Source organism: Methylophilus sp. 3sh_L (assembly GCF_046766015.1).
Lineage (GTDB): Bacteria > Pseudomonadota > Gammaproteobacteria > Burkholderiales > Methylophilaceae > Methylophilus.
In genome coordinates this window covers 627,239-647,273 of the sequence record NZ_JBKOUF010000001.1, presented here as the reverse complement: position 1 = coordinate 647,273, position 20,035 = coordinate 627,239, and the positions used below count along the sequence as shown (strand labels likewise).

General features: G+C 52.9%; 18 protein-coding genes and 1 pseudogene. 9 read left to right on the top strand and 10 right to left on the bottom strand.

All coding sequences use genetic code 11. The features are described from left to right. The first annotated feature begins 123 nt into the window (after nucleotides 1-123). The 8 genes and pseudogenes from ACIDF8_RS03260 to ACIDF8_RS03225 all read left to right on the top strand — a co-directional run bounded on the left by ACIDF8_RS03260 (nucleotide 124) and on the right by ACIDF8_RS03225 (nucleotide 7,205). Nucleotides 124-894: an elongation factor-1 alpha gene (locus ACIDF8_RS03260; protein WP_412009644.1), complete on the top strand. Its 771-nt coding sequence runs from the start codon at nucleotides 124-126 to the stop codon at nucleotides 892-894. A 137-nt stretch (nucleotides 895-1,031) separates the two neighbouring features. After that, entirely contained in the window at nucleotides 1,032-2,201 is a 1,170-nt protein-coding gene (gene sucC / locus ACIDF8_RS03255) for an ADP-forming succinate--CoA ligase subunit beta (RefSeq protein ID WP_412009178.1), read from the top strand. Nucleotides 2,202-2,203: 2 nt separating this feature from the next. Continuing rightward, complete coding sequence (sucD, locus tag ACIDF8_RS03250; protein ID WP_412009177.1) at nucleotides 2,204-3,085, top strand: succinate--CoA ligase subunit alpha; 882 nt, start codon at nucleotides 2,204-2,206, stop codon at nucleotides 3,083-3,085. Nucleotides 3,086-3,096: 11 nt separating this feature from the next. Then, nucleotides 3,097-4,119, top strand: coding sequence for an ankyrin repeat domain-containing protein (locus ACIDF8_RS03245; RefSeq protein WP_412009176.1), 1,023 nt, complete (start codon nucleotides 3,097-3,099; stop codon nucleotides 4,117-4,119). A 22-nt stretch (nucleotides 4,120-4,141) separates the two neighbouring features. After that, entirely contained in the window at nucleotides 4,142-5,743 is a 1,602-nt protein-coding gene (locus ACIDF8_RS03240; RefSeq protein ID WP_412009643.1) for an NAD+ synthase, read from the top strand. A gap of 99 nt (nucleotides 5,744-5,842) precedes the next feature. Beyond that, nucleotides 5,843-6,181 carry a P-II family nitrogen regulator gene (locus tag ACIDF8_RS03235; protein WP_412009175.1) on the top strand — a complete coding sequence of 113 codons (339 nt, stop codon included), beginning with the start codon at nucleotides 5,843-5,845 and terminating at the stop codon, nucleotides 6,179-6,181. A gap of 59 nt (nucleotides 6,182-6,240) precedes the next feature. Further along, nucleotides 6,241-6,586 (top strand): annotated as a pseudogene (locus ACIDF8_RS03230) (DMT family protein). A gap of 115 nt (nucleotides 6,587-6,701) precedes the next feature. Continuing rightward, a complete protein-coding gene (locus ACIDF8_RS03225) occupies nucleotides 6,702-7,205 on the top strand; it encodes an FxDxF family PEP-CTERM protein (protein ID WP_412009174.1) in 504 nt (167 codons plus the stop codon). A 53-nt stretch (nucleotides 7,206-7,258) separates the two neighbouring features. Here ACIDF8_RS03225 and kdsB read toward each other — a convergent pair whose 3' ends face one another. The 9 genes from kdsB to ACIDF8_RS03180 form a co-directional block, all read right to left on the bottom strand. Continuing rightward, the gene (kdsB, locus tag ACIDF8_RS03220) at nucleotides 7,259-8,005 is read right to left on the bottom strand and encodes a 3-deoxy-manno-octulosonate cytidylyltransferase (RefSeq protein WP_412009173.1); all 747 of its coding nucleotides are present in this window, start codon (nucleotides 8,003-8,005) and stop codon (nucleotides 7,259-7,261) included. A 2-nt stretch (nucleotides 8,006-8,007) separates the two neighbouring features. Beyond that, complete coding sequence (locus ACIDF8_RS03215; RefSeq protein WP_412009172.1) at nucleotides 8,008-8,190, bottom strand: Trm112 family protein; 183 nt, start codon at nucleotides 8,188-8,190, stop codon at nucleotides 8,008-8,010. Then, the gene (gene lpxK, locus ACIDF8_RS03210; RefSeq protein WP_412009171.1) at nucleotides 8,180-9,205 is read right to left on the bottom strand and encodes a tetraacyldisaccharide 4'-kinase; all 1,026 of its coding nucleotides are present in this window, start codon (nucleotides 9,203-9,205) and stop codon (nucleotides 8,180-8,182) included. Before lpxK ends, ACIDF8_RS03215 begins: the two co-directional genes overlap by 11 nt. Beyond that, on the bottom strand, nucleotides 9,205-10,959 hold the full coding sequence (gene msbA, locus ACIDF8_RS03205) for a lipid A export permease/ATP-binding protein MsbA (protein WP_412009170.1): 1,755 nt from the start codon (nucleotides 10,957-10,959) through the stop codon (nucleotides 9,205-9,207). The genes lpxK and msbA overlap by 1 nt, the downstream gene beginning before the upstream one ends. A 95-nt stretch (nucleotides 10,960-11,054) precedes the next feature. Continuing rightward, complete coding sequence (locus tag ACIDF8_RS03200) at nucleotides 11,055-11,483, bottom strand: ExbD/TolR family protein (RefSeq protein ID WP_412009169.1); 429 nt, start codon at nucleotides 11,481-11,483, stop codon at nucleotides 11,055-11,057. A 33-nt stretch (nucleotides 11,484-11,516) separates the two neighbouring features. After that, nucleotides 11,517-12,122: a MotA/TolQ/ExbB proton channel family protein gene (locus ACIDF8_RS03195; RefSeq protein WP_412009168.1), complete on the bottom strand. Its 606-nt coding sequence runs from the start codon at nucleotides 12,120-12,122 to the stop codon at nucleotides 11,517-11,519. 129 nt (nucleotides 12,123-12,251) lie between these two features. Further along, the gene (locus ACIDF8_RS03190) at nucleotides 12,252-14,675 is read right to left on the bottom strand and encodes a DNA internalization-related competence protein ComEC/Rec2 (protein WP_412009167.1); all 2,424 of its coding nucleotides are present in this window, start codon (nucleotides 14,673-14,675) and stop codon (nucleotides 12,252-12,254) included. A gap of 5 nt (nucleotides 14,676-14,680) precedes the next feature. Beyond that, nucleotides 14,681-15,385 carry a lipoprotein-releasing ABC transporter ATP-binding protein LolD gene (lolD, locus tag ACIDF8_RS03185; RefSeq protein WP_412009166.1) on the bottom strand — a complete coding sequence of 235 codons (705 nt, stop codon included), beginning with the start codon at nucleotides 15,383-15,385 and terminating at the stop codon, nucleotides 14,681-14,683. Further along, nucleotides 15,378-16,676 (bottom strand): lipoprotein-releasing ABC transporter permease subunit, encoded by a 1,299-nt coding sequence (locus ACIDF8_RS03180; protein ID WP_412009165.1) that lies wholly within the window; start codon nucleotides 16,674-16,676, stop codon nucleotides 15,378-15,380. Before ACIDF8_RS03180 ends, lolD begins: the two co-directional genes overlap by 8 nt. A gap of 226 nt (nucleotides 16,677-16,902) precedes the next feature. On the opposite strand from ACIDF8_RS03180, the gene ACIDF8_RS03175 reads away from it, so the two are divergent. Further along, entirely contained in the window at nucleotides 16,903-17,106 is a 204-nt protein-coding gene (locus ACIDF8_RS03175; RefSeq protein WP_412009164.1) for a CsbD family protein, read from the top strand. Between the two features lie 145 nt (nucleotides 17,107-17,251). On the opposite strand, the gene ppc is transcribed toward ACIDF8_RS03175, so the two are convergent. Continuing rightward, complete coding sequence (ppc, locus tag ACIDF8_RS03170) at nucleotides 17,252-20,032, bottom strand: phosphoenolpyruvate carboxylase (protein ID WP_412009163.1); 2,781 nt, start codon at nucleotides 20,030-20,032, stop codon at nucleotides 17,252-17,254. Nucleotides 20,033-20,035: the final 3 nt, after the last annotated feature.

Genomic DNA, 20,035 nt, shown 5'->3' with positions numbered 1-20,035 from the left:
TGGCTGACAATCACACTGATAAGCAGGCTTTTTTGGGAGTATTTCTGTTTTTGGATTGCCCCTGGCAATGATATGCTTGGCAAAAATTAAAACTTGCTGCATAACAAAACCCTAGGGAACATGATGAAACAAGAGACTCAAACGCTGCCATGGCTCAACCTGCCTAACCTGCCCTTACCGCTAAAAGCCCTGTTTATCGGCTACCTGCTCGTGATTGGCGTGGGCCTGTGTATGGCTGGCCTGCAAATCATGCTGACGCACGGCATGGCCGATGGCAAATTCGGTTTATCAGTCAATGATATTGTCTACAGCTATTACGGTGACCGTAGTGGGACCAAACTGGCCAGCAAGCTGAATGGCTCCATGTCTGACAAAGCGCCTTTAGAGGTCCGTCAGGACATCATCAAATGGGCACAGCAAGGCGCACCGAAAGATCAGTGGGAGTCACATTTCAAACAAGTATTTGCCCAGCATTGCGTCATGTGCCATAGCAATATCCCTGGCATCCCCAACTTTAACAACTATGATGAAGTCAAAGCGCGCGCCGAGGTGAACGAAGGTGCAACGATTAGCGGATTGACCCGTGTCTCGCATATTCACCTGTTTGGCATCAGTTTTATTTTCTTTTTTATTGGCCTGATTTTCAGTTTTGCCGTGAATGTACCCAAGCCTGCCAAAATCATTGCCATCGCCTTCCCGTTTGCCTTTTTGATTGTGGACGTGATGTCATGGTGGCTCACCAAATTGTCACCCCACTTTGCCTGGCTGACCATTATCGGCGGCATCGGCTATAGCCTGGCCTCCAGCTACATGTGGGTGGTGAGCATGTACCAAATGCTGGTGCTTTCGCGCAATGGCAAGGTCTATGGCAATGCCTGGGCGCAAGATTTATAAGCGACCACACGGCATTTCAACGCAGTTAAATGTGTTTAAAAACCGCACAACTGTGCGGTTTTTTTGTTTGCAGTCTAGCCTTGATAGGGTATTTGCGCGAAAATAGATGCTTAACTATTAAAAGCGCTTACATTTTCATGAATCTGCACGAATACCAAGCCAAACAACTCCTGCAAAAATATGGTTTGGCCACACCGACCGGCCTGGTCGTTCAATCCGAAGAGGCAGCAGCAGCAGCGACCAAAGAACTGGGCGGCGAGGCCTGGGTGGTCAAGGCCCAGGTGCATGCCGGAGGCCGCGGTAAGGCAGGCGGTGTCAAAGTGGTTAAATCTGCATTAGAAGCGCAAACCGTGGCAGGCAGCCTGCTTGGCAAGCATCTGGTGACTTATCAGAATGCGCCTGATGGCCAGCCTGTACACCAAGTGCTGGTAGAGCAAACGCTGCCCATTGCACGCGAACTGTATCTATCCATGCTGGTAGACCGCTCGCTTGAGCGTGTGGTGATGGTTGCCTCCAGTGCAGGCGGCATGGATATCGAAGAAATCGCTGCTACCCAGCCAGAAAAAATCCTGCAGGAAGTGTGTGACCCGCTCAATGGCCTGGTTGATTTCCAGGCGCGCAACCTGGCGTTTGGTTTAGGCCTGAGTGGTGACCAGATTGGCGCGTTTACCAAGCTGGCCAAAGGCCTGTATAAATTATTTAAAGACAATGACTTATCCCTGCTCGAAATCAACCCGCTGATTGTGACGGCGGACGGCAAACTGGTCGCGCTGGATTGCAAAATGACGGTGGATGACAACGCGTTATACCGTCAAAAACCGTTTGCAGAGATTCGTGACTGGTCACAAGATGATGCCAAAGAGGCAGAAGCGCATCACAGCGGCCTGAATTACATTGCCCTCAATGGCAACATTGGCTGTATGGTGAATGGCGCCGGCCTCGCCATGGCAACCATGGACTTGATCAAGCACCATGGCGGCATGCCTGCCAACTTTTTGGATGTGGGCGGCGGCGCTACGGCAGAAACCGTGACCAAGGCCTTTAAAATCATTCTGGCTGACACCAATGTAAACGCGATCCTGGTCAATATTTTTGGTGGCATCATGCGTTGTGACATTATTGCCACCGGCATCATCACCGCTGTTAGAGAGGTAGGCATGACCATCCCGGTGGTGGTGAGGCTCGAAGGGACCAATGTCGAACTGGGCAAGCAAATGCTGCGTGAAAGTGGCTTGAATATTATTTCTGCAGAAGGCCTGACCGATGCTGCCCAGCAGGCAGTGAATGCAGTGAACAAAGGTGTGTAGTCATGGCGATTTTAGTCAATAAAAATACCAAAGTATTGTGCCAGGGCTTTACCGGCAAACAGGGAACCTTCCACTCCGAGCAAGCACTGGCTTATGGCACAAAAATGGTGGGCGGCGTGACGCCAGGCAAAGGTGGCCAGCGCCATCTGGACTTACCGGTATTTAATACCATGCGCGAAGCCGTGAAGGAAACCGAGGCCAATGCCAGTGTCATTTATGTACCGCCCCCCTTTGCTGCTGACTCCATCCTGGAAGCGGCAGATGCAGGCATTGAGTTAATCGTCTGCATTACTGAGGGCATTCCTGCCCTGGATATGCTCAATGTCAAAGCAGCCCTGCGTGCCAACGGCACCAAGCTGATCGGTCCCAACTGCCCGGGGGTCATTACCCCGGATGAATGCAAAATCGGCATCATGCCTGGCAGCATCCACAAACGCGGCAAGGTCGGCGTCGTGTCGCGCTCCGGCACTCTGACCTATGAGGCCGTTCACCAGACCACCGCCTTGGGTCTGGGCCAAACCACCTGTGTCGGCATTGGTGGCGACCCAATCAAAGGCTTGAACTTTATTGAATGCCTGGAACTCTTTCAGAAAGACGCTGAAACAGAAGCGATTATCATGGTGGGCGAAATTGGTGGCAGCGATGAAGAAGCTGCAGCTGACTATATCAAACATCATGTCACCAAGCCTGTAGCGGCTTATATTGCTGGCTTAACCGCGCCTAAAGGCAAGCGCATGGGCCACGCCGGGGCGATTATTTCTGGTGGCTCCGGCCGCGCAGAAGACAAGATTGCCGCGCTGGAATCCGCTGGCTGTGTCGTGGCAGCCTCGCCTGCCGGCCTGGGTGAAGCTGTACTCGCGGCGATTCAACGCGCAAACGCATAAGAGGAATTGGCATGCAAACTGGCTCTCGCGCTCACGCAATTTGGACAAGCTTGGTTGTTGGCAGCGCAGTGCTGCTTGGCCTCACTTGGCCAATGTTATCCGTAGAGGCTGCCAACAAAAAACCTGCCGCTGAAGATAGCGCGCCTTTTCGCGATGACGAAGTCTCTTACCTGCTGATTGCCGCCTCTAAAGGTGACCTGGCCACAGTAAAGGCCCTACTGAAAAGTGGTGCCAACCCTAACGTCACTGATGGGGATAAAATGACTCCTATCATGTATGCGGCACGCAAAAATCAGGCAGAAGTGATCCGCGAGTTGCTGGCAGCTGGCGCTGACATCAATGCCAAAGATCAGGGTGGCTGGACAGCGCTGATGTTTGCAGCAAAAAAAAATAATCTGGATGCAGCAAAAGTGCTGATGGATAAAGGGGCCGACGTAAAAATGCGCGACCCGGCAGGCTGGAGTGCCCTTGGTCTCGCGGCCACCTCCGGCTACAGCGAATTGGTGGGCCTGATTATCGCACGCGGCTTTGATGCCAATGTCCGGTCCTCAGACGGTAAAACGGTGCTGATGTATGCGGCAAAAAGTGGCGATGTGCCTACCGTTACCACAGTGTTGACCAATGGTGCAGATGCCAATCTCAAAGACAAACTGGGGACCACGGCCCTCATGATTGCCGCCCGGGAAGGCCATGCCCCGGTGGTAACTTATCTGGTTGAGCATGGTGCCAAAGTTGATCAAGAAGATGAGCATGGCTGGACGGCATTGACCTGGGCCGTGAAGAAAAACCAGCTGGAAGCTGCCAAAACCCTGCTGGAGCATGAGGCCGATGCCAATCAGAAAGATAGTGAAGGAACACCTTTACTTCACTTGGCAGTCAGTAATAATGCCCCAGAAATGGCGCGTTTGTTACTCGAACATGAGGCCAATGTCAAAACGCGTGATCAATATGGTTTGACCGCCTACGTTTACGCCCTCAAAGGCCAAAATCCAGCCATGGTAGAGTTGATCAAAGCGGCCGGTGGAAAGTATTGACCAGTCGGACGCCCTCAAACAGATGAAACTTGCAATTGCTCAAATGAACTGCATGGTCGGTGCCATGCAACAAAATGCTGAACACATTCTTGCCCAGGCCGAGGAGGCTTATGCTGCAGGTGCCCGCCTGCTATTGACCCCCGAACTGGCCTTATGTGGTTATCCGCCAGAAGACTTGCTGTTCAGGCAGGACTTTTATCAGGCCAACCGGCAGGCACTCACTTGGTTAGTACAGCGGCTGCCCCAAGACATGGCGGTGATTATTGGGCATCCAGATGAAGTGGCGGGCAAACGCTATAACGCTGCTTCGGTCATCCATACTGGCAGAATCCAGGCGACTTACCACAAACACCATCTCCCTAACTATAGCGTGTTTGATGAAGAACGCTATTTTGAGGCAGGAGACCTGCCCGTCGTATTTGAATGGCACGGGGTGCGTTATGGCATCTTGATCTGCGCCGATAGCTGGGAATCTGGTCCTGCCTTGCAAGCCTTGCAGGCCAATGCACAGGTGTTACTGACCATTAATGCCTCGCCTTACCACTTGCACAAACAGCAAACACGTTATCAGGTTTTGCGGGACCGCATCCGCGAAACCGGCTTGCCCATGATCTATGCCAATATGGTGGGCGGCCAGGACGAACTGGTCTTTGATGGTGCCTCTTTTAGCATGAATCGCCTGGGTGAGCTGGTGCAAGAGCTACCCATGTTTGAAGCACAGCTGGCCTATCTCACGCTGGCAGGCACGCAACCGCTCGCAGCAGAAATGACTGCACCATTAAGCACCGAAGCCGCCGTCTACAAGGCACTGGTGCTAGGCCTACGCGACTATGTGAATAAAAATAAATTTCCCGGTGTAGTACTGGGTCTATCTGGTGGCATAGACTCTGCCCTCACCCTCGCCGTTGCCGTAGATGCGCTGGGGCAAGCGCGTGTCAAAGCAGTGATGATGCCGTCAGAATTTACCGCCAGTATCAGCGTGGAAGATGCGGCTGAAATGGCAGGACTGGTTGACGTAGAATACAGCGTATTACCCATTAAAACGCTGTTTGAAGGGTTTTGCGACACCTTGTCGGCAGAGTTTGCCGGCAAGCCTTTTGATACCACCGAAGAAAACTTGCAAGCACGTATCCGCGGCATGTTATTGATGGCGATCAGTAATAAGTTTGGCAGCCTGGTCATCACCACCGGCAACAAATCTGAAACAGCTGTTGGCTACAGCACCTTGTATGGCGATATGGCTGGCGGCTTTGCCTTGATCAAGGATGTGCCTAAAACCCTGGTTTACAAGCTTGCGGCTTACCGTAACAGCCTGGGCCAGGTCATACCAGAGCGTATTATTACGCGTCCCCCCAGTGCAGAATTAAGGGAAAACCAGACGGATCAGGACAGCCTGCCGCCTTACGAGATATTAGATGCCATCATGGAAGCTTATGTCGAGAAAGACCTCAGCATTGAGCGCATCATACAACTGGGTTATGCCGCCAGCGATGTCCAGCGCGTGACCCGGCTCATAGACCGCAATGAATACAAGCGGCGGCAGGCGGCAGTCGGGGTACGGATTACCGAGCGTGGTTTTGGTAAGGACCGCCGTTATCCCATTACCTGCACCCTGTCTTTTTAACATCAGTCAGGCGTGCAAACTGTCTCCTGTCACAGGATATTTGTATAAAAAGCACTGCTTGCGTAAAATGCCATTGAGAGATTTATCCACGGAGCACATATGAAAAAAGTAGAAGCCGTTATTAAGCCTTTTAAACTGGACGAAGTGCGTGAGGCCTTATCTGCCATTGGCGTCAATGGACTGACAGTCACCGAGGTCAAAGGATTTGGCCGCCAGAAAGGTCACACCGAGTTATATCGTGGTGCAGAATATGTGGTCGACTTCCTGCCAAAAATCAAAATCGAAGTGATTCTGGGCAGCGACATGGTCGATGGTGCAATTGAAGCCATTATTAAAGCAGCTCATACTGGAAAAATCGGGGACGGCAAAATTTTCGTCTCTTCAGTAGAACAGGTGATCCGGATCCGTACCGGCGAAACCGGCGAAGCCGCTATTTAAACGCTTGTCCAATCCCCAGGTGACTTGCTCCAAGTCACCTTTTTCTTGCCTGATGCTGCATGTCTTTCACACTGATTAAAACCATCCTGCTCCTCGCCACGGCCAACTTGTTCATGCTATTTGCCTGGTATGGACATCTGAAAGACTTGCATCAGAAACCGCTTTGGATCGCCATTCTGGTCAGCTGGGGGATCGCACTGATTGAATATTGCTTTTCAGGTCCCTGCCAACCGCATTGGCTTTACCCAACTCAACCTTGCACAGCTCAAAATCCTGCAAGAAGTCATCACCCTGGTGATATTCGTACCGTTTGCTGTTATGTATATGCAGCAACCCTTAAAATGGGATTATCTGTGGGCGGGCTTATGTATGATGGGAGCAGTCTATTTTATATTCCGTACTTGACTCCGTTTTTAAACGCCCGTTAGTCCGATGACCCTAACGGGCTATATGCTTGCACGATTGATCTTGTCATAATCGCTCCCAGAAATTGTTAATTAATTCATTAGGGGATACGAATATGTTGAAAAATATCTTAGTTGCAGCATCATTGTTAGTCAGCACCTCAGCATTTGCGACTGCCACGACAACCAATTTTAGTGGCACTGACTTGTCAGGAAGCAGTCTTGCAAAAACAGCTAAAGTGAATATTTCTTACACTGCTGGCAGCTTTGACTTAACAGGCGTTCTGGATCCAGAGTTCAGACTGTTAAACGAAGTCAATTCAGGCCTTTACCAAGGTGTCACCCTGATTAGCGATGCAGATGCCACTTTCACATGGGCACCAATTATCACGCCTATCCTGATTGGCTCTGATTTAACAAGATGGACTTTCAGTGTTTCGAACCTGGCTGCAGGCAGCTACACTTTACAATTTAACCTGATCGGTGGTGGCCGTTACGAAGGTAGCTACACCATTAACCCAATCACTGTGCCTGTCCCAGAACCAGAAACCTACGGCATGATGTTTGCTGGCTTGGCCATGATGGGATTAATTGCCTTCCGTCGTCAGAAAAACAGCTAATTCATCAGCTAATGCCCAATAAAAAGCCTCACGTGAGTGAGGCTTTTTTGTTTTTAACAGTTGCCGGCGAAGAGCTGCCGGACCGCCGCCAAATCTTCTGGCGTATCCACGCCGCTAGCAGGTGCGTGATGCGTCACAGTGACGGCAATCTGGTAACCGTGATATAACACCCGTAGCTGCTCCAGGCTTTCCGTTTTTTCCAGCGCAGTGGCTGGTAGATTGGCATATTGCTTTAAAAAGCTCACGCGGTAGGCATAGATTCCGATATGGCGATAGGCAGGGAGTGCTTGTTGGCGATACTCCATATCTCTAGCAAATGGAATCGCCGCCCGGCTGAAATACAACGCACGTTGCTTGGCATTGAATACGACTTTGACCACATTCGGATTTGCTAAGACAGCTTCGTCATCGATGGCATGGCAAGCGGTAGACATCACCGCTTGCTCGTCCCTGGCCAAGGTCTGGGCAACCTCGTTGATCAGCATTGGATCAATCAACGGTTCATCGCCCTGCACATTGACCACGATCGTGTCATCTGGCCATTGCATGCTTTGCACCACCTCGGCAATGCGGTCTGTGCCAGAAACATGATCGGCACGTGTCATCAAGGCTTCGATATGGTGACTCTTGGCGGCTTGCAGGATTTCTTGATGATCAGTGGCAATCACCACCTGGTTAGCCTTGCTATTGGCCGCCTGCTCGGCTACGCGCACCACCATGGGTTTGCCGGCAATATCAAGCAAGGGTTTACCCGGCAAACGGGTACTGGCAAACCGGGCAGGAACAACAACTTTAAACATGGCTATTCGGTATATTCATGTTCTTCCAGGCGACGGGCTTCATCTTCCAGCATGACTGGAATACCATCACGGACCGGATAAGCCAGGCGGGCCGCTTTTGATACCAGCTCCTGCTTTTGTTTATCGTATACCAGTGGCCCTTTCGTCACCGGGCATACTAAAATTTCCAAGAGTTTAGGATTCATGCTTATGTCCTTTGCATTGTTGCAATCGAGTGATGACGCTTTGCATTAGCGGAGGATGCTCACCAAGTGGTGTGATTTGCGCACTCACAGGTAAATACCAGGCGTTGGTCAATTCAAGATGCTGACATTTTACGGCATCTTTTTCTGTCATCAGTATGGTTTTTTGTTTAAACGGGAGGAAGTCCTCTTCGCTGTACGCATGGTGATCGGCAAATGCAACCGTCTCGCAGCGGATACCCAGATTCGATAAGGTATTGAAAAACCGTTGCGGGTGGCCGATACCGGCAATCGCCACCAATGGCTGTTGCTGTAACTCGGCATTTGCCAGATGAGTATTCAAATCGGTCACCGCAGTCCAGCGTCCAAGCTCCAAACCAACCACATAATGCGGCACAGGCCAGGGTCCTGCTGGCACCTGCCCACTCTCCACGATGATATCGACAGACTGCAAGCGGCGCATAGACTCGCGCAACGGCCCGGCAGGCAATAAATGACCGTTACCAATCCCCAGTGGCCGCTGGACAACGGCAATTTCAATATCGCGTTGCAGCGTATAATGTTGCAAACCATCATCGCAAACAATCACATTGATTTCAGGGTGTGCCTGGAGTAACGCCTGGCCACCGGCGACACGGTTGGGATTGACCCAGATGGGGCAGCCAGTCCGCCCTGCAATCAGCACCGGTTCGTCACCGAGTGACTGTGGCAGACTATCAGGCGTGACTTCTCCAGTAAATTGTCCCCCATAGCCGCGGCTCAAAATGCCCGGACGGTAGCCTGCGGCAAGCAATTGCTGCGCTAAATAAATCACCACCGGCGTTTTGCCGACCCCGCCCACTGAGATATTGCCCACCACCACCACAGGCACGGGCAAGGCATGGCTGCTTAAGAACCCGGCTCGGTAAGCAAATCGCCGCAAACCTGATAACACCGCAAACAGCCCAGACAGTGGCAACAACAAGACTTGTGCCCAACCAGCCTTCTGCCACTGCTCTTCGAACCAGCGCCGCAACATCAGTCGTCTTGAAACTGCTTATGGTAAAGCCTGCTGTAATAGCCACTTTGTGCCAGCAAACTGCTATGCGACCCCTCTTCTATAATCTTGCCTTGGTCCATGACCAGAATCCGGTCCGCATTCTCTACCGTGCTTAATCGGTGCGCAATTACGATAGTCGTCCGGTTCTGCATCAAGCGATCCAGCGCCATCTGCACATGCAGCTCAGACTCACTATCCAGCGCAGAGGTCGCTTCATCCAGCAGTAACACCGGTGCATCTTTTAAAATCGCGCGCGCAATCGCCAGACGCTGGCGCTGGCCCCCGGACAAGCGCACACCCCGGTCACCGATTTCGCTTTGCAGCCCGTGCGGCATGTGCTCAATAAACTCCCAGGCATTGGCGGCTTTGGCAGCCGCGATCACTTCGTCCTCGGTGGCTTCACGCAAGGCACCATAGGCAATATTGTTATAAATGGTATCGTTGAACAGCACGATATCCTGACTCACCAGCGAAAACTGTTCGCGCAAATTCTCCAGACCATATTCACGGATATCCACGCCATCCAGCAAAATACTGCCCTCTTGCAGCGCATAAAAGCGTGGCAACAAATTGACCAACGTCGTTTTACCACTGCCGGAACGGCCAACCAGAGCCACCTTCTCACCGGCGCGGATCGTGGCATGGATGTGGTCCAGGGCATTATGTTTAGCCTGCGGATAGCGTAAGGTTACGTCTTTAAACACCAGGTCGCCTTGTGCGCGTCCAATCTGATGGTGGCCATGATCCTCTTCGGACGCCAAATCCAGCACCTCAAAAATACTCTGTGCCGCCGCCAGGCCGACTTGCAAATCCTCATTGGCCGAAGTGATGTGCTTAATTGGCGCAATCAGCATCATCAATGCCCCAATAAATGCAGCAAACTCACCGACGGTAAACTGCCCCAACGCATAGTAGACCACCAACCCCAACGCCAGCGCAGACAACACCTCAATCACAAAGCTGTTGAGTCCAGAAATACGCGCGCTACGCAACTCCAGCTGGCGGTTTTTGCCGACCACCTCGCCAAAGCGGGTATTTTCAAAGGTTTGTGCTCCAAAAATCTTGACGATCCGTTGCGCGGCAATCGCCTCTTCTGCCGTTTTGGTAATGTCGCCCACCGCTTGCTGCACCCGCTTGGCATTGGCACGCAACTTTGGTGTGGTTTTGGATAAATAAAAACCCATCAGCGGTGTCACCAGGGCAAATACCAGCGTCAGCTTCCAGTCCAGGTACAACATGTAAGCAATCAGGCCAATCACCGTTAGCACATCCCGTACCACGTTATGTGCCGAACGCGTGACGACGATGGATAAGCGCTCGGCATCATAGGTCATCTTGGATACCAGCGAACCATTGGAGTGCATGTCAAAAAAACTGACCGGCAATAACATCAACTTGGCAAACACCTGTTTGCGCATCACTTCAACCACCAGCCTGGTGACGGCACGCAAGCAGTAAATTGAGAAGAAGGAAGCCACGGCACGGATGACCATCAAGCCAATCAGCATCAGGGGTAAGGTCAATGCTTCTTGCACAGAATGCTGGACAAAGCCTTCATCGGTGACTTTTTTAATCAGGGCCAGAAAAGCGGTGTTACTGAGCGACAACACGGTGGTAGCCACCATGGACACCAGAAAATAAAACTTATAGCGCCAGGCATATAAAAACAGGCGTTTATATAATAGTTTGGGATTGACGATTTTAGGTAAATCGACTTTTTGTTTGCGGGCCATGCGGGTTCTCTGATTACTTAAAAACAAGCAAGCCCGTCGGTCACAACGGGCTTGCCTGGCGCTCAACGGGACAGCTCACAAACAGCCAAAAAACATTAATGGCTGTTTACCTGTGTGGCAAAGGTAATATGGGTGTAATTCGCCGTCCGGGCCGCTTCCATGATGTTCACCACAGACTGGTGTGTGGCTTTGGCATCGGCATTAATAATAATGGTGGGCTCTTTATCTGCCGGGCCTGCCTTACCTGCCTCAAGCAAGGCAGCGGACAAATCAGACACCACGGCACCATTTGCCTCTTTGCCATTGACCAGGTAACGGCCATTGGCATCCACCTCGATCGTAATGGTCAATGGCTTTTCTTGTGGCGCATTGGCATCGGCCGTCGGCAAGTTGATCTGCAACTCGCTGGTGCGTGAAAAAGTTGCACTCACAATCAGGAAAATAATAATTACCAGCAACACGTCAATCAACGGAATAAAGTTGATTTCGAGTTCTTCGTCGTGGCTACCACGTTTAAAATTCATGAGACTGCCTTTTTCTATCCGGTCGCAAAATGCTTATCCGCGGTCACCGTGGATGATTTCTACCAGCTTGATGGCTTGTTGCTCCATATCCACCAGAAAACCGTCCACTTTGCTTTTGAAATAACGGTAGGCGATCATCGAAGGCACGGCCACCACAATCCCGGCAGCGGTGTTGTACAAGGCCACCGAAATACCACGCGCAAACTGTGCCACATCGTGACCACTGTTTGTGAATGAGCCAAACAACTCGACCATCCCGATCACCGTCCCCAGTAACCCCAACAAAGGCGAGACAGTCGCAATCGTCCCAAGGGTAGGCAGATATTGCTCCAGCTTGTGCGCAACGGCACGGCCAGTCTCTTCAATCGCTTCTTTGGTGACCTCACGGGAGTGGCCCATATTCGCCAGTGCACTGGCAAACACGCGGCCAAGTAATGAATGTGCTTCCAGACGGCTTAGGGTTTCACGCGTCACGCCACCTTGCTTTAACCAGTTTTGTACTTCAGGCAATAACTGGTCTGGGGTAACGACCGAAGATCTCAACGCCCAGAATCGCTCGACAATGATGGCAAACGAGATCACAGAAGCGATAATCAGAGGCCAGATCGGCCAACCGGCCGCTAAAATAATTTCCCACACAGTGAAGACTCCAATGGTTTTTTTAAACTTTCGCTACTTTAGCGTTAACCCGTCCTGAGGGCAAGTTTTACGCGGTATCCAACAGGTTACAAAGCCGTTTTAGCGCAAGCTGGTTTATCCTGGCCGCAATCAGTCCCAATAATGGGGTTCCACCTGCCGCCAGCTCACCACCTTTGGACGATCGCCCTGAATAAAATCAAGTACCACTGCACCATGCTGGTCAGAGCGATAATGTTGGCTGCCAACCGCTTCATAGCGCGATAAAACCGCCTGTTTGGGATGTCCAAACCGGTTCAGGTAACCGACCGTGGCAATCGCAATCGCCGGTTTGACTGCCTGCACAAAAGCCGGGCTAGAAGAAGTTTTGCTGCCATGATGTGGCATGGTCATTACGGTAGACGACAGCGTCTCTCCGGCCTGCGCCAGCAAGCGCTGCTCTGCGTATTGTTCAATATCCCCAGTCAATAGCAGACTGCCATGTGCAGACAATACCTGGATCACACAGCTTTTATCGTTATCCTTGAGGGGAATCCCGGCCTCCTCAATCGGATAAAGGACCTTAAAACTGACTTGGTCCCATTGCCAATGCTGCCCGGCATGACAAGCAAGATGCGGCATGGTTGCCGCCTGCGGAATCGCCTTCAATTGCGCAAAAAAATTCGCCTCTTCAGTCAGTGAGCTTAACAAGCGTGTCGCTGGCACCCCAGCCAGCACCGAAGCCATGCCACCCACATGATCATTATCGTCGTGGGAGACCACGGCCAAATCCAAGCGGGACAGGCCCAAATGCCGCAAATAAGGCAAGACAATACGTTGACCGGCATCACTTTCTTCATGATAGATCGGCCCCGCATCATAAAGCATGGAGTGGCTAGCTGTTTGCACCAGCACACTCAAGCCCTGCCCGATATCCAGCACGGTGACGCGCATATCACCCGGTTTGAGGGTTGACGGGGGTGGCAGGCATAAAGGCAGCCATAGCACAAAACCAAACCAGCGTAATGGCCAGCCTTTGGGCAACAGCAATACCAGCATGCCTAACATTGCGAGCAACCAAGCAGACATTGATGGCGTAGGCAGATAGCAGACGGCCCAGGAAAATTGGCTTAACTGAGCTAAGCCCCATGCCAGCCATCGCCACAGCTGTGCAGCCAGCACTAACAAGGCATCCACTGGCAGCACAGCACCTGCAATCGCCAATGGCACCACGCCCAAACTGACCAGTGGAATGGCCAGGGCATTGGCCAACGGCGACACCACAGACACCTGGTTAAACAATAGGATCAAAATAGGCACAAATGCCAGGGTGACCAGCCATTGCGTCTGCACCGCTGCCTGCCAGGCAGGGCCTGGACGTAAACGCCCACCCATGCCAAAAGCCAACAGGGCGACTGCACCAAAAGACAACCAGAAGCCAGGCGTCAACACGGCCCATGGATCAAGCAGCAGCACTACCCATAACGCCACGCTGAGGATCCAGGAAAAAGGTAATTGCCGGCGCACACTCAGCATCCCCAGCATGGTGAGCAACATCCACAAGGTGCGCTGCGTCGGGATGGAAAAACCAGCCAGCGCCGAATAAATCACCGCCACCAATGCCCCACCCGTCCTGGCCGCCAGGGTGGAAGGTAGCCATAGCGCCCAGCGTGGTTGCTGCCGCCACAGCCAACCCGTCACCAGATAGCCAAGCGCCGCCAACATCGTGATATGTAAGCCGGAGATGCTGATCAAATGGTTAATGCCAGTATCGACAAACAACTGCCAATCCGCACGCGAAATCTGGCTATCATCGCCGATGACCAAAGCACGTAACACGCCGCTAGCCGGGGTGACGCCAAGCACCTGCTGGATACGCGCACCAACCTGTGCGCGCCAGCGGGCGATAATGGCAGCCGGTTGCCAAACCATGGCCTGCAATCTGCGCATGGGGGCCTTGGAGACGATCGCGCCAGCTGCACCCACCTGGTTGGCCAGACACCAGGCCGCATAATCAAAGCCATGTGGATTGCGCGTGGCATGCGGACGTTTGAGCTTAACGGTGAACTGCCAACGTTCACCGGCTTGCAATAGCGGCAATGTGCTCGCAGGCTGGGCTGGGCCATGGCGGTAGGATTGTTCGTAAAGATGCAAACGCAGCCTGGGCGGCACCGGGCAATGCGCATCGAAATGATGCTCGACGGCAAAATCGACATGCTGACCGCGTGCATCGCGTGTAGGCACACTCACGATGACGCCCTCAATCTTGAGCGGCTGTTGTTCACATGCTTGCGGCAATGCCGCTTGCAAGCGCCAGGCAGCGCGCGACTGCGCCCAGCCAAAGCCGATGGCAGCCACCAGCACAATCAGGGCTAGCCGACGAAAAAAAAGTGGACGAAAAGAAAGCGAAAGTACTGACGGAAGCCTATCAGCGCCAATCTGGCGGATGTGCGCCAGCAGCGCGGCCAGCCCCAGGGCCAATAACCAGCCCAGCCATACTGAAAGCGACCATACCTGCGCTTGTTGCTGAAACAGCCAGACACCGAACAGTAATCCCAGTGTGGCGCCCGGCAACATGATGGCTACTCGTCAGTCTGCCCTTGTGCCTCTTGCGACAGGGACTGCAAGCGCCCATCCTGCAAGCGATATTGCTGATGCATGCGCGCCGCCAGCGACAGGTCATGGGTGACTACTACCAGGGCGGTACCTTGTTGCGCCTGAATCTGCAGCAGCAGCTCAAACACTTGTTGTGCGGTTTGCCGGTCCAGGTTGCCGGTCGGCTCATCGGCCAGCACGCAGCGGGGTTGCGTGACCAATGCCCGGGCCAGGGCTGCACGCTGACGCTCACCGCCCGATAACTCACCCGGTGTATGCTCCAGACGATGTGCCAAGCCGACTTGCGTCAGGTAATGGGCTGCCTGCTCCAGCGCCTGTGCCCGAGGCATGCGGCGAATCAATAGCGGCATAGCCACATTTTCCAGCGCACTGAATTCTGGCAACAAGTGGTGAAACTGGTAAACAAACCCCAGATACTGGTTACGCATGGCACTTTTTTCAGCTTCAGTGAGCGTGGTAAGTCGCTTGCCCAACCACTGCACCTCACCTTGCGTCGGCGCATCCAGCCCGCCCAGCAAATGCAACAAGGTGCTTTTACCACTGCCAGAAGCGCCCACAATGGCCACATGATCGCCTGCCGCCAGTTGTAAATCGACCCCAGTTAACACAGAGGTATCCAGACTCTCGTAACGCTTAGCCAAGCCCTGGCACTGCAATACCCAATTACTCATAACGCAAGGCCTCCGCCGGATTCATGCTCGCCGCACGGGCACTCGGATACAAGGTCGCCACCAGACTGAGCAAGATGGATAAGCCAACGATGGCAGACACATCCGACCACATCAACTTGGAAGGCAAGTCACTGATGTAATACACGTCTTTGGACAAAAACTGCACATTAAACGTATGCTCGATCCAGGGCACCACGGTCTCGATATTGAGGGCCAGCAACACGCCCAGCACAGCCCCAGACAAAGTGCCGATAATGCCTATCATCGCGCCCTGCACCACAAACATTTTACGTATGCTTTGCGGGGTCGCGCCCATAGTACGCAAAATGGCAATATCTGCGCGCTTGTCAGTCACCGCCATCACCAGCGTAGACACAATATTAAATGCCGCCACCGCCACGATCAGCGCCAGGATAATAAACATCACTCGTTTTTCGAGCTGGATCGCCTTGAAGAAATTGGCATGTTGCTGGGTCCAGTCGGTGACGTAATAATTCGGCCCCAGCGCCTGCACCAGCTCACGGCTGACGCGGTCTGCCATAAACAAGTCATCCAGCTTGAGCCGCAAGCCCGAGACCTGGTCGCCCAGCCGGTAAAGCTTGGCCGCATCGTCCAAGTGGATCAAAGCCAACCCGGCATCATATTCATACATGCCAACCTGAAAAATCCCCGCCACGGTAAATTGCTTGATTCGTGGCACCAGTCCGGCCGGCGTCACCTGCCCTTGCGGCGCCATCAACACCACTTTGTCGCCAACCCTTACGCCAAGCGCCATCGCGAGATCAGCCCCTAACACGATATTGAACTGGCCTGGCTGCAAATCGGTCAGCTTGCCAATTTTCATCTGGGTCGCCAGGTCAGAAACCTTACACTCCTGCGAAGGCAGCACCCCACGAATCAGCAAGCCCTGTACCGCCTCATCATGCGTCAGCATGCCTTGCGCCATGATGTAAGGCGCAACACCGGTAATCGGGCTGGCCACTGCCTTAGCCGGGATACTTTCTATCTGTTGCTGCACATGCTCCCAGTCCGGCAAACCGGCCTCAAAGCTGCGCACTTCAATATGCGAAGCCACCCCTAAAATGCGTTTTCTGAGCTCATCCTGAAAACCGTTCATAACCGACAACACCACAATCAGCGCCATTACGCCCAAGGCAATGCCTATCATGCTGGTGAGTGAGATAAACGAAATAAAGTGATTGTTGCGTTTGGCACGTGTATAACGCCAGCCGATCCAAAATTCATAAGGCAGGCGCCGCGCAAGCGCATTAGAAAAGGAGTCATTCTTCATGGCCGCATCTTAACAGCATTTAATGGCATCGCGATACCCGCCGGGGGCTAAAACACGTTTCCAGGGCACGGGCTTTTATGCGCTTGTCAGCCAAATCCGACCCGAAAATGCGGGCCTGGCCGACTGAATACAGGCAAGCTTGCCTTTAATATGCATTCAGGTCGATGGCATGTACATCGGCTTTGACAGCAATCTAAATCAATAATGTAATCATAGGAGACTTGAGATGAATAAAGACATTTTCGAAGGCAACTGGAAGCAGCTTAAAGGCAAAGTCAAAGAACAATGGGGGAAACTCACCAATGATGACTTGGATGTGATCGAAGGCAAACGCGATCAGGTCGCAGGTAAAATCCAGGAACGCTATGGCATTACCAAGGATGAAGCCGAGAAACAGCTTCAAGCCTGGGAAGACAAGCATCGCCACTAAAGTACTGCAGTACTTAAAGTAATGCAGTACTAGGGCACAGCAACGCCAAGCATGCAGCAATGCTTGGCGTTTTAGTATCTTGCGCTAAACGACGATTTCACAGGACAAGCTAGGCTTGTCCTGTATTCTTTGTGCCAAGTGGTTCCTAACCCGTATTGCGCAAACTGGTGGCAATCCCATTAATGGTCAGCGGGATGGCCCATTTGAGCTTTTCATCGGTTTCGCCATTGCGGTAACGCTGGATCATTTCCACCTGCAAGTGATTGAGCGGATCCAGGTAGGGCAAGCGGTCGCGAATAGATTTGGCGATGACCGGTTGACTGGCAAGCCGCTGGGTGGTGCCCAGCAACAGATTGACGGCATCGGTGGTGAGTTTGTGTTCATGCGCAATCCTGCTGAAAATCTCTTCCCGCAAGGCTTTGTCAGCCAGCAAGTGGGCATAATGGCGCGCCACGATCAGGTCTGTTTTCGCCAGCACCATATCAACGTTGTTAATCAAGGTATTAAACAGCGGCCAGTGCGCCTGCATCTCCAGCAACATCTCCAGCCGGGTTTGCTTCAAGGCTGGGTCGTGCGATAAAAACTGGTGGATAGCACTGCCCAGGCCATACCAGCCTGGTAGCAACAAGCGGCATTGTCCCCACGAGAACCCCCACGGAATCGCCCTTAAATCTTCAATTCTGCGCGTCGATTTACGTGCGGCAGGCCGGCTGCCCAGGTTGAGGCCGGCAATTTCCTCTATCGGCGTTGTATTAAAAAAGTAATCGGCAAAGCCCGGGGTTTCATACACCAGGCTACGGTAGCTGGTCATGGCCGTCGCCGACAAGGTTTCCATCACACTTTCAAAGGCCCGGCGCTTGGCGGGCTCTAGCTGATCCGCCGGAAACAGGGTGGCATCCAGCGTGGCTGCAATCAGGGTTTCCAGGTGTTGGCGGCCGACCACAGGGTCTGCATAGCGCGTAGAAATGATTTCGCCTTGTTCAGTCAGGCGGATCTGGCCGTCAACCGTGCCTATGGGTTGTGCCATGATGGCCTGGTAGGTCGGGCCACCGCCGCGGCCAACCGTGCCGCCGCGGCCATGGAACAAGCGCAGCTTGACGTTGGCCTGGTTAAACAGTTCCACCAGCGAAATTTCCGCTTTATACAGCTCCCAGTTCGAGGTCAAAAAGCCGCCATCTTTGTTACTGTCCGAGTAACCCAGCATGACTTCCTGCTCGTTGCCCTGGTAGCGGATCACATGGCGGATACCAATCAGGCTCAACCATTTGCCCATGATCATGGGCGCATCACGCAAGTCGGCAATGGTTTCAAACAGCGGCACAATATTCAGATCGACCTGGATATTGGCAGACCCCCACACCCCTCTTAGCAAGCCTGCCTCACGCTGCAGCAAGGCGACCTCAAGCAAGTCAGACAAGGTTTCAGTGTGCGAAATAATATATTGGCGCACGGCATGCTCACCAAAACGCTGGCGCACCTCACGTACAGCTTCCAGCACGCCGATTTCTTTATGCACAAGCTCGGAATATTGCTGGAAAGGTGAAAACAGCAGGCGGGGTTGCTTCAGCTCTTCGAGCAACAGGCCGATTTTTTCTTCCTCATTAAAGCTGGCATAGTCAAAATCATAACCCGCCTTGTGTAACAGCTCGCTGATCACCGCTTCATGCACGTCAGAGGACTGGCGGATATCCACCGTCGCCAAATGGAAACCAAACGTGCCGATGGCCTTGATCAGCTTGCCCAGCCGCGGATAAATCAAGGCTTCGCCATGATGACGGCGTAAAGAGTCGGCAATGGTTTGCAGCGGTAACAACAACGCCTGTGGGTCTTCGTAAGCTTCGTTGCCAACCTCTTCCGGCAAACTCCAGCCCGCATCCGGCAACAGATGGCTTGCTGTGACCAGCAAGCGGTCATGTACCCCATTGAGTGCGAGCCGGTAGGGTTCATCCAGACGGTGTGAAGACTGGTCGCGCGAAGCTTTTGCCAGCGCCAGCACGGCCTCATCCACACCAACCACGCGCGTGGACACAGCCAGTTCCCGTTTGAGCGCGGCCAGCTCTTGCAGATAAAACTTAAACAAGGTCGTGGCCTGCAGGCGCACACTGTCGCGCAAGGTGGTGCCATTCACAAACGGATTGCCATCGCGGTCGCCGCCTATCCAGCTGCCCATGCGCAAAATACCCGGCAAGTCCATGCCGGGCAGCCAATCAGCCAGGTCGCGCTCGATATCCTGCAGAATCTCAGGAATCACATGTAAAAACGTGCTTTCGTAATAGGTCAGTGCGTTTTCAATCTCATTGAGCACACTAAGCTTGGAGAAGCGCATCATACGGGTTTGCCACAACGCTGACACCGCACCTTGCAATAACAGCTTGTTACGGGCCAGCTGACGCTCAGACACCATCGTTCCACGCTGTGCCAGCAATTCGGCAATCAATTGCTCAATATCCAGCACGCTTTTACGCTGCACCTCTGTGGGGTGGGCAGTCAGCACCGGTGAGATCAGCGCATCTTGCAGCAGTTGCTGAATTTTTTGCGGGGCAATGCCCGAAGCCTTGATTTGCGCCAGGGTGTGCGACAACATGCCCGGCGCGGGTGTATTTTGCTGGCAATGGCCGAGCTCTTGTCCGTAAAGATCCTCTGCCAAATTGACCAGGTGTTTGAAATACGCCAGTGCGCGCACCACCCGCACCGTATGCTCCAGACTCAGGTCAGCGAGCAACTGTTCAAGATCTAACGAAGCCTGCTGGTCATGATGCTGGTGAAAACGCAATGCGGCTTGCCGGATAGCGGCGATTTTCTGCGCCACCGCTTCCCCCTCCACCTCTAAGATTGCCTGATCAAGTAAATCACTTAACAACTGGATATTGTTGGACAGCCGCATTTCCGCCGTTAGCATGGCGTCGGCTGCAAGTTTTTTTATCATGAT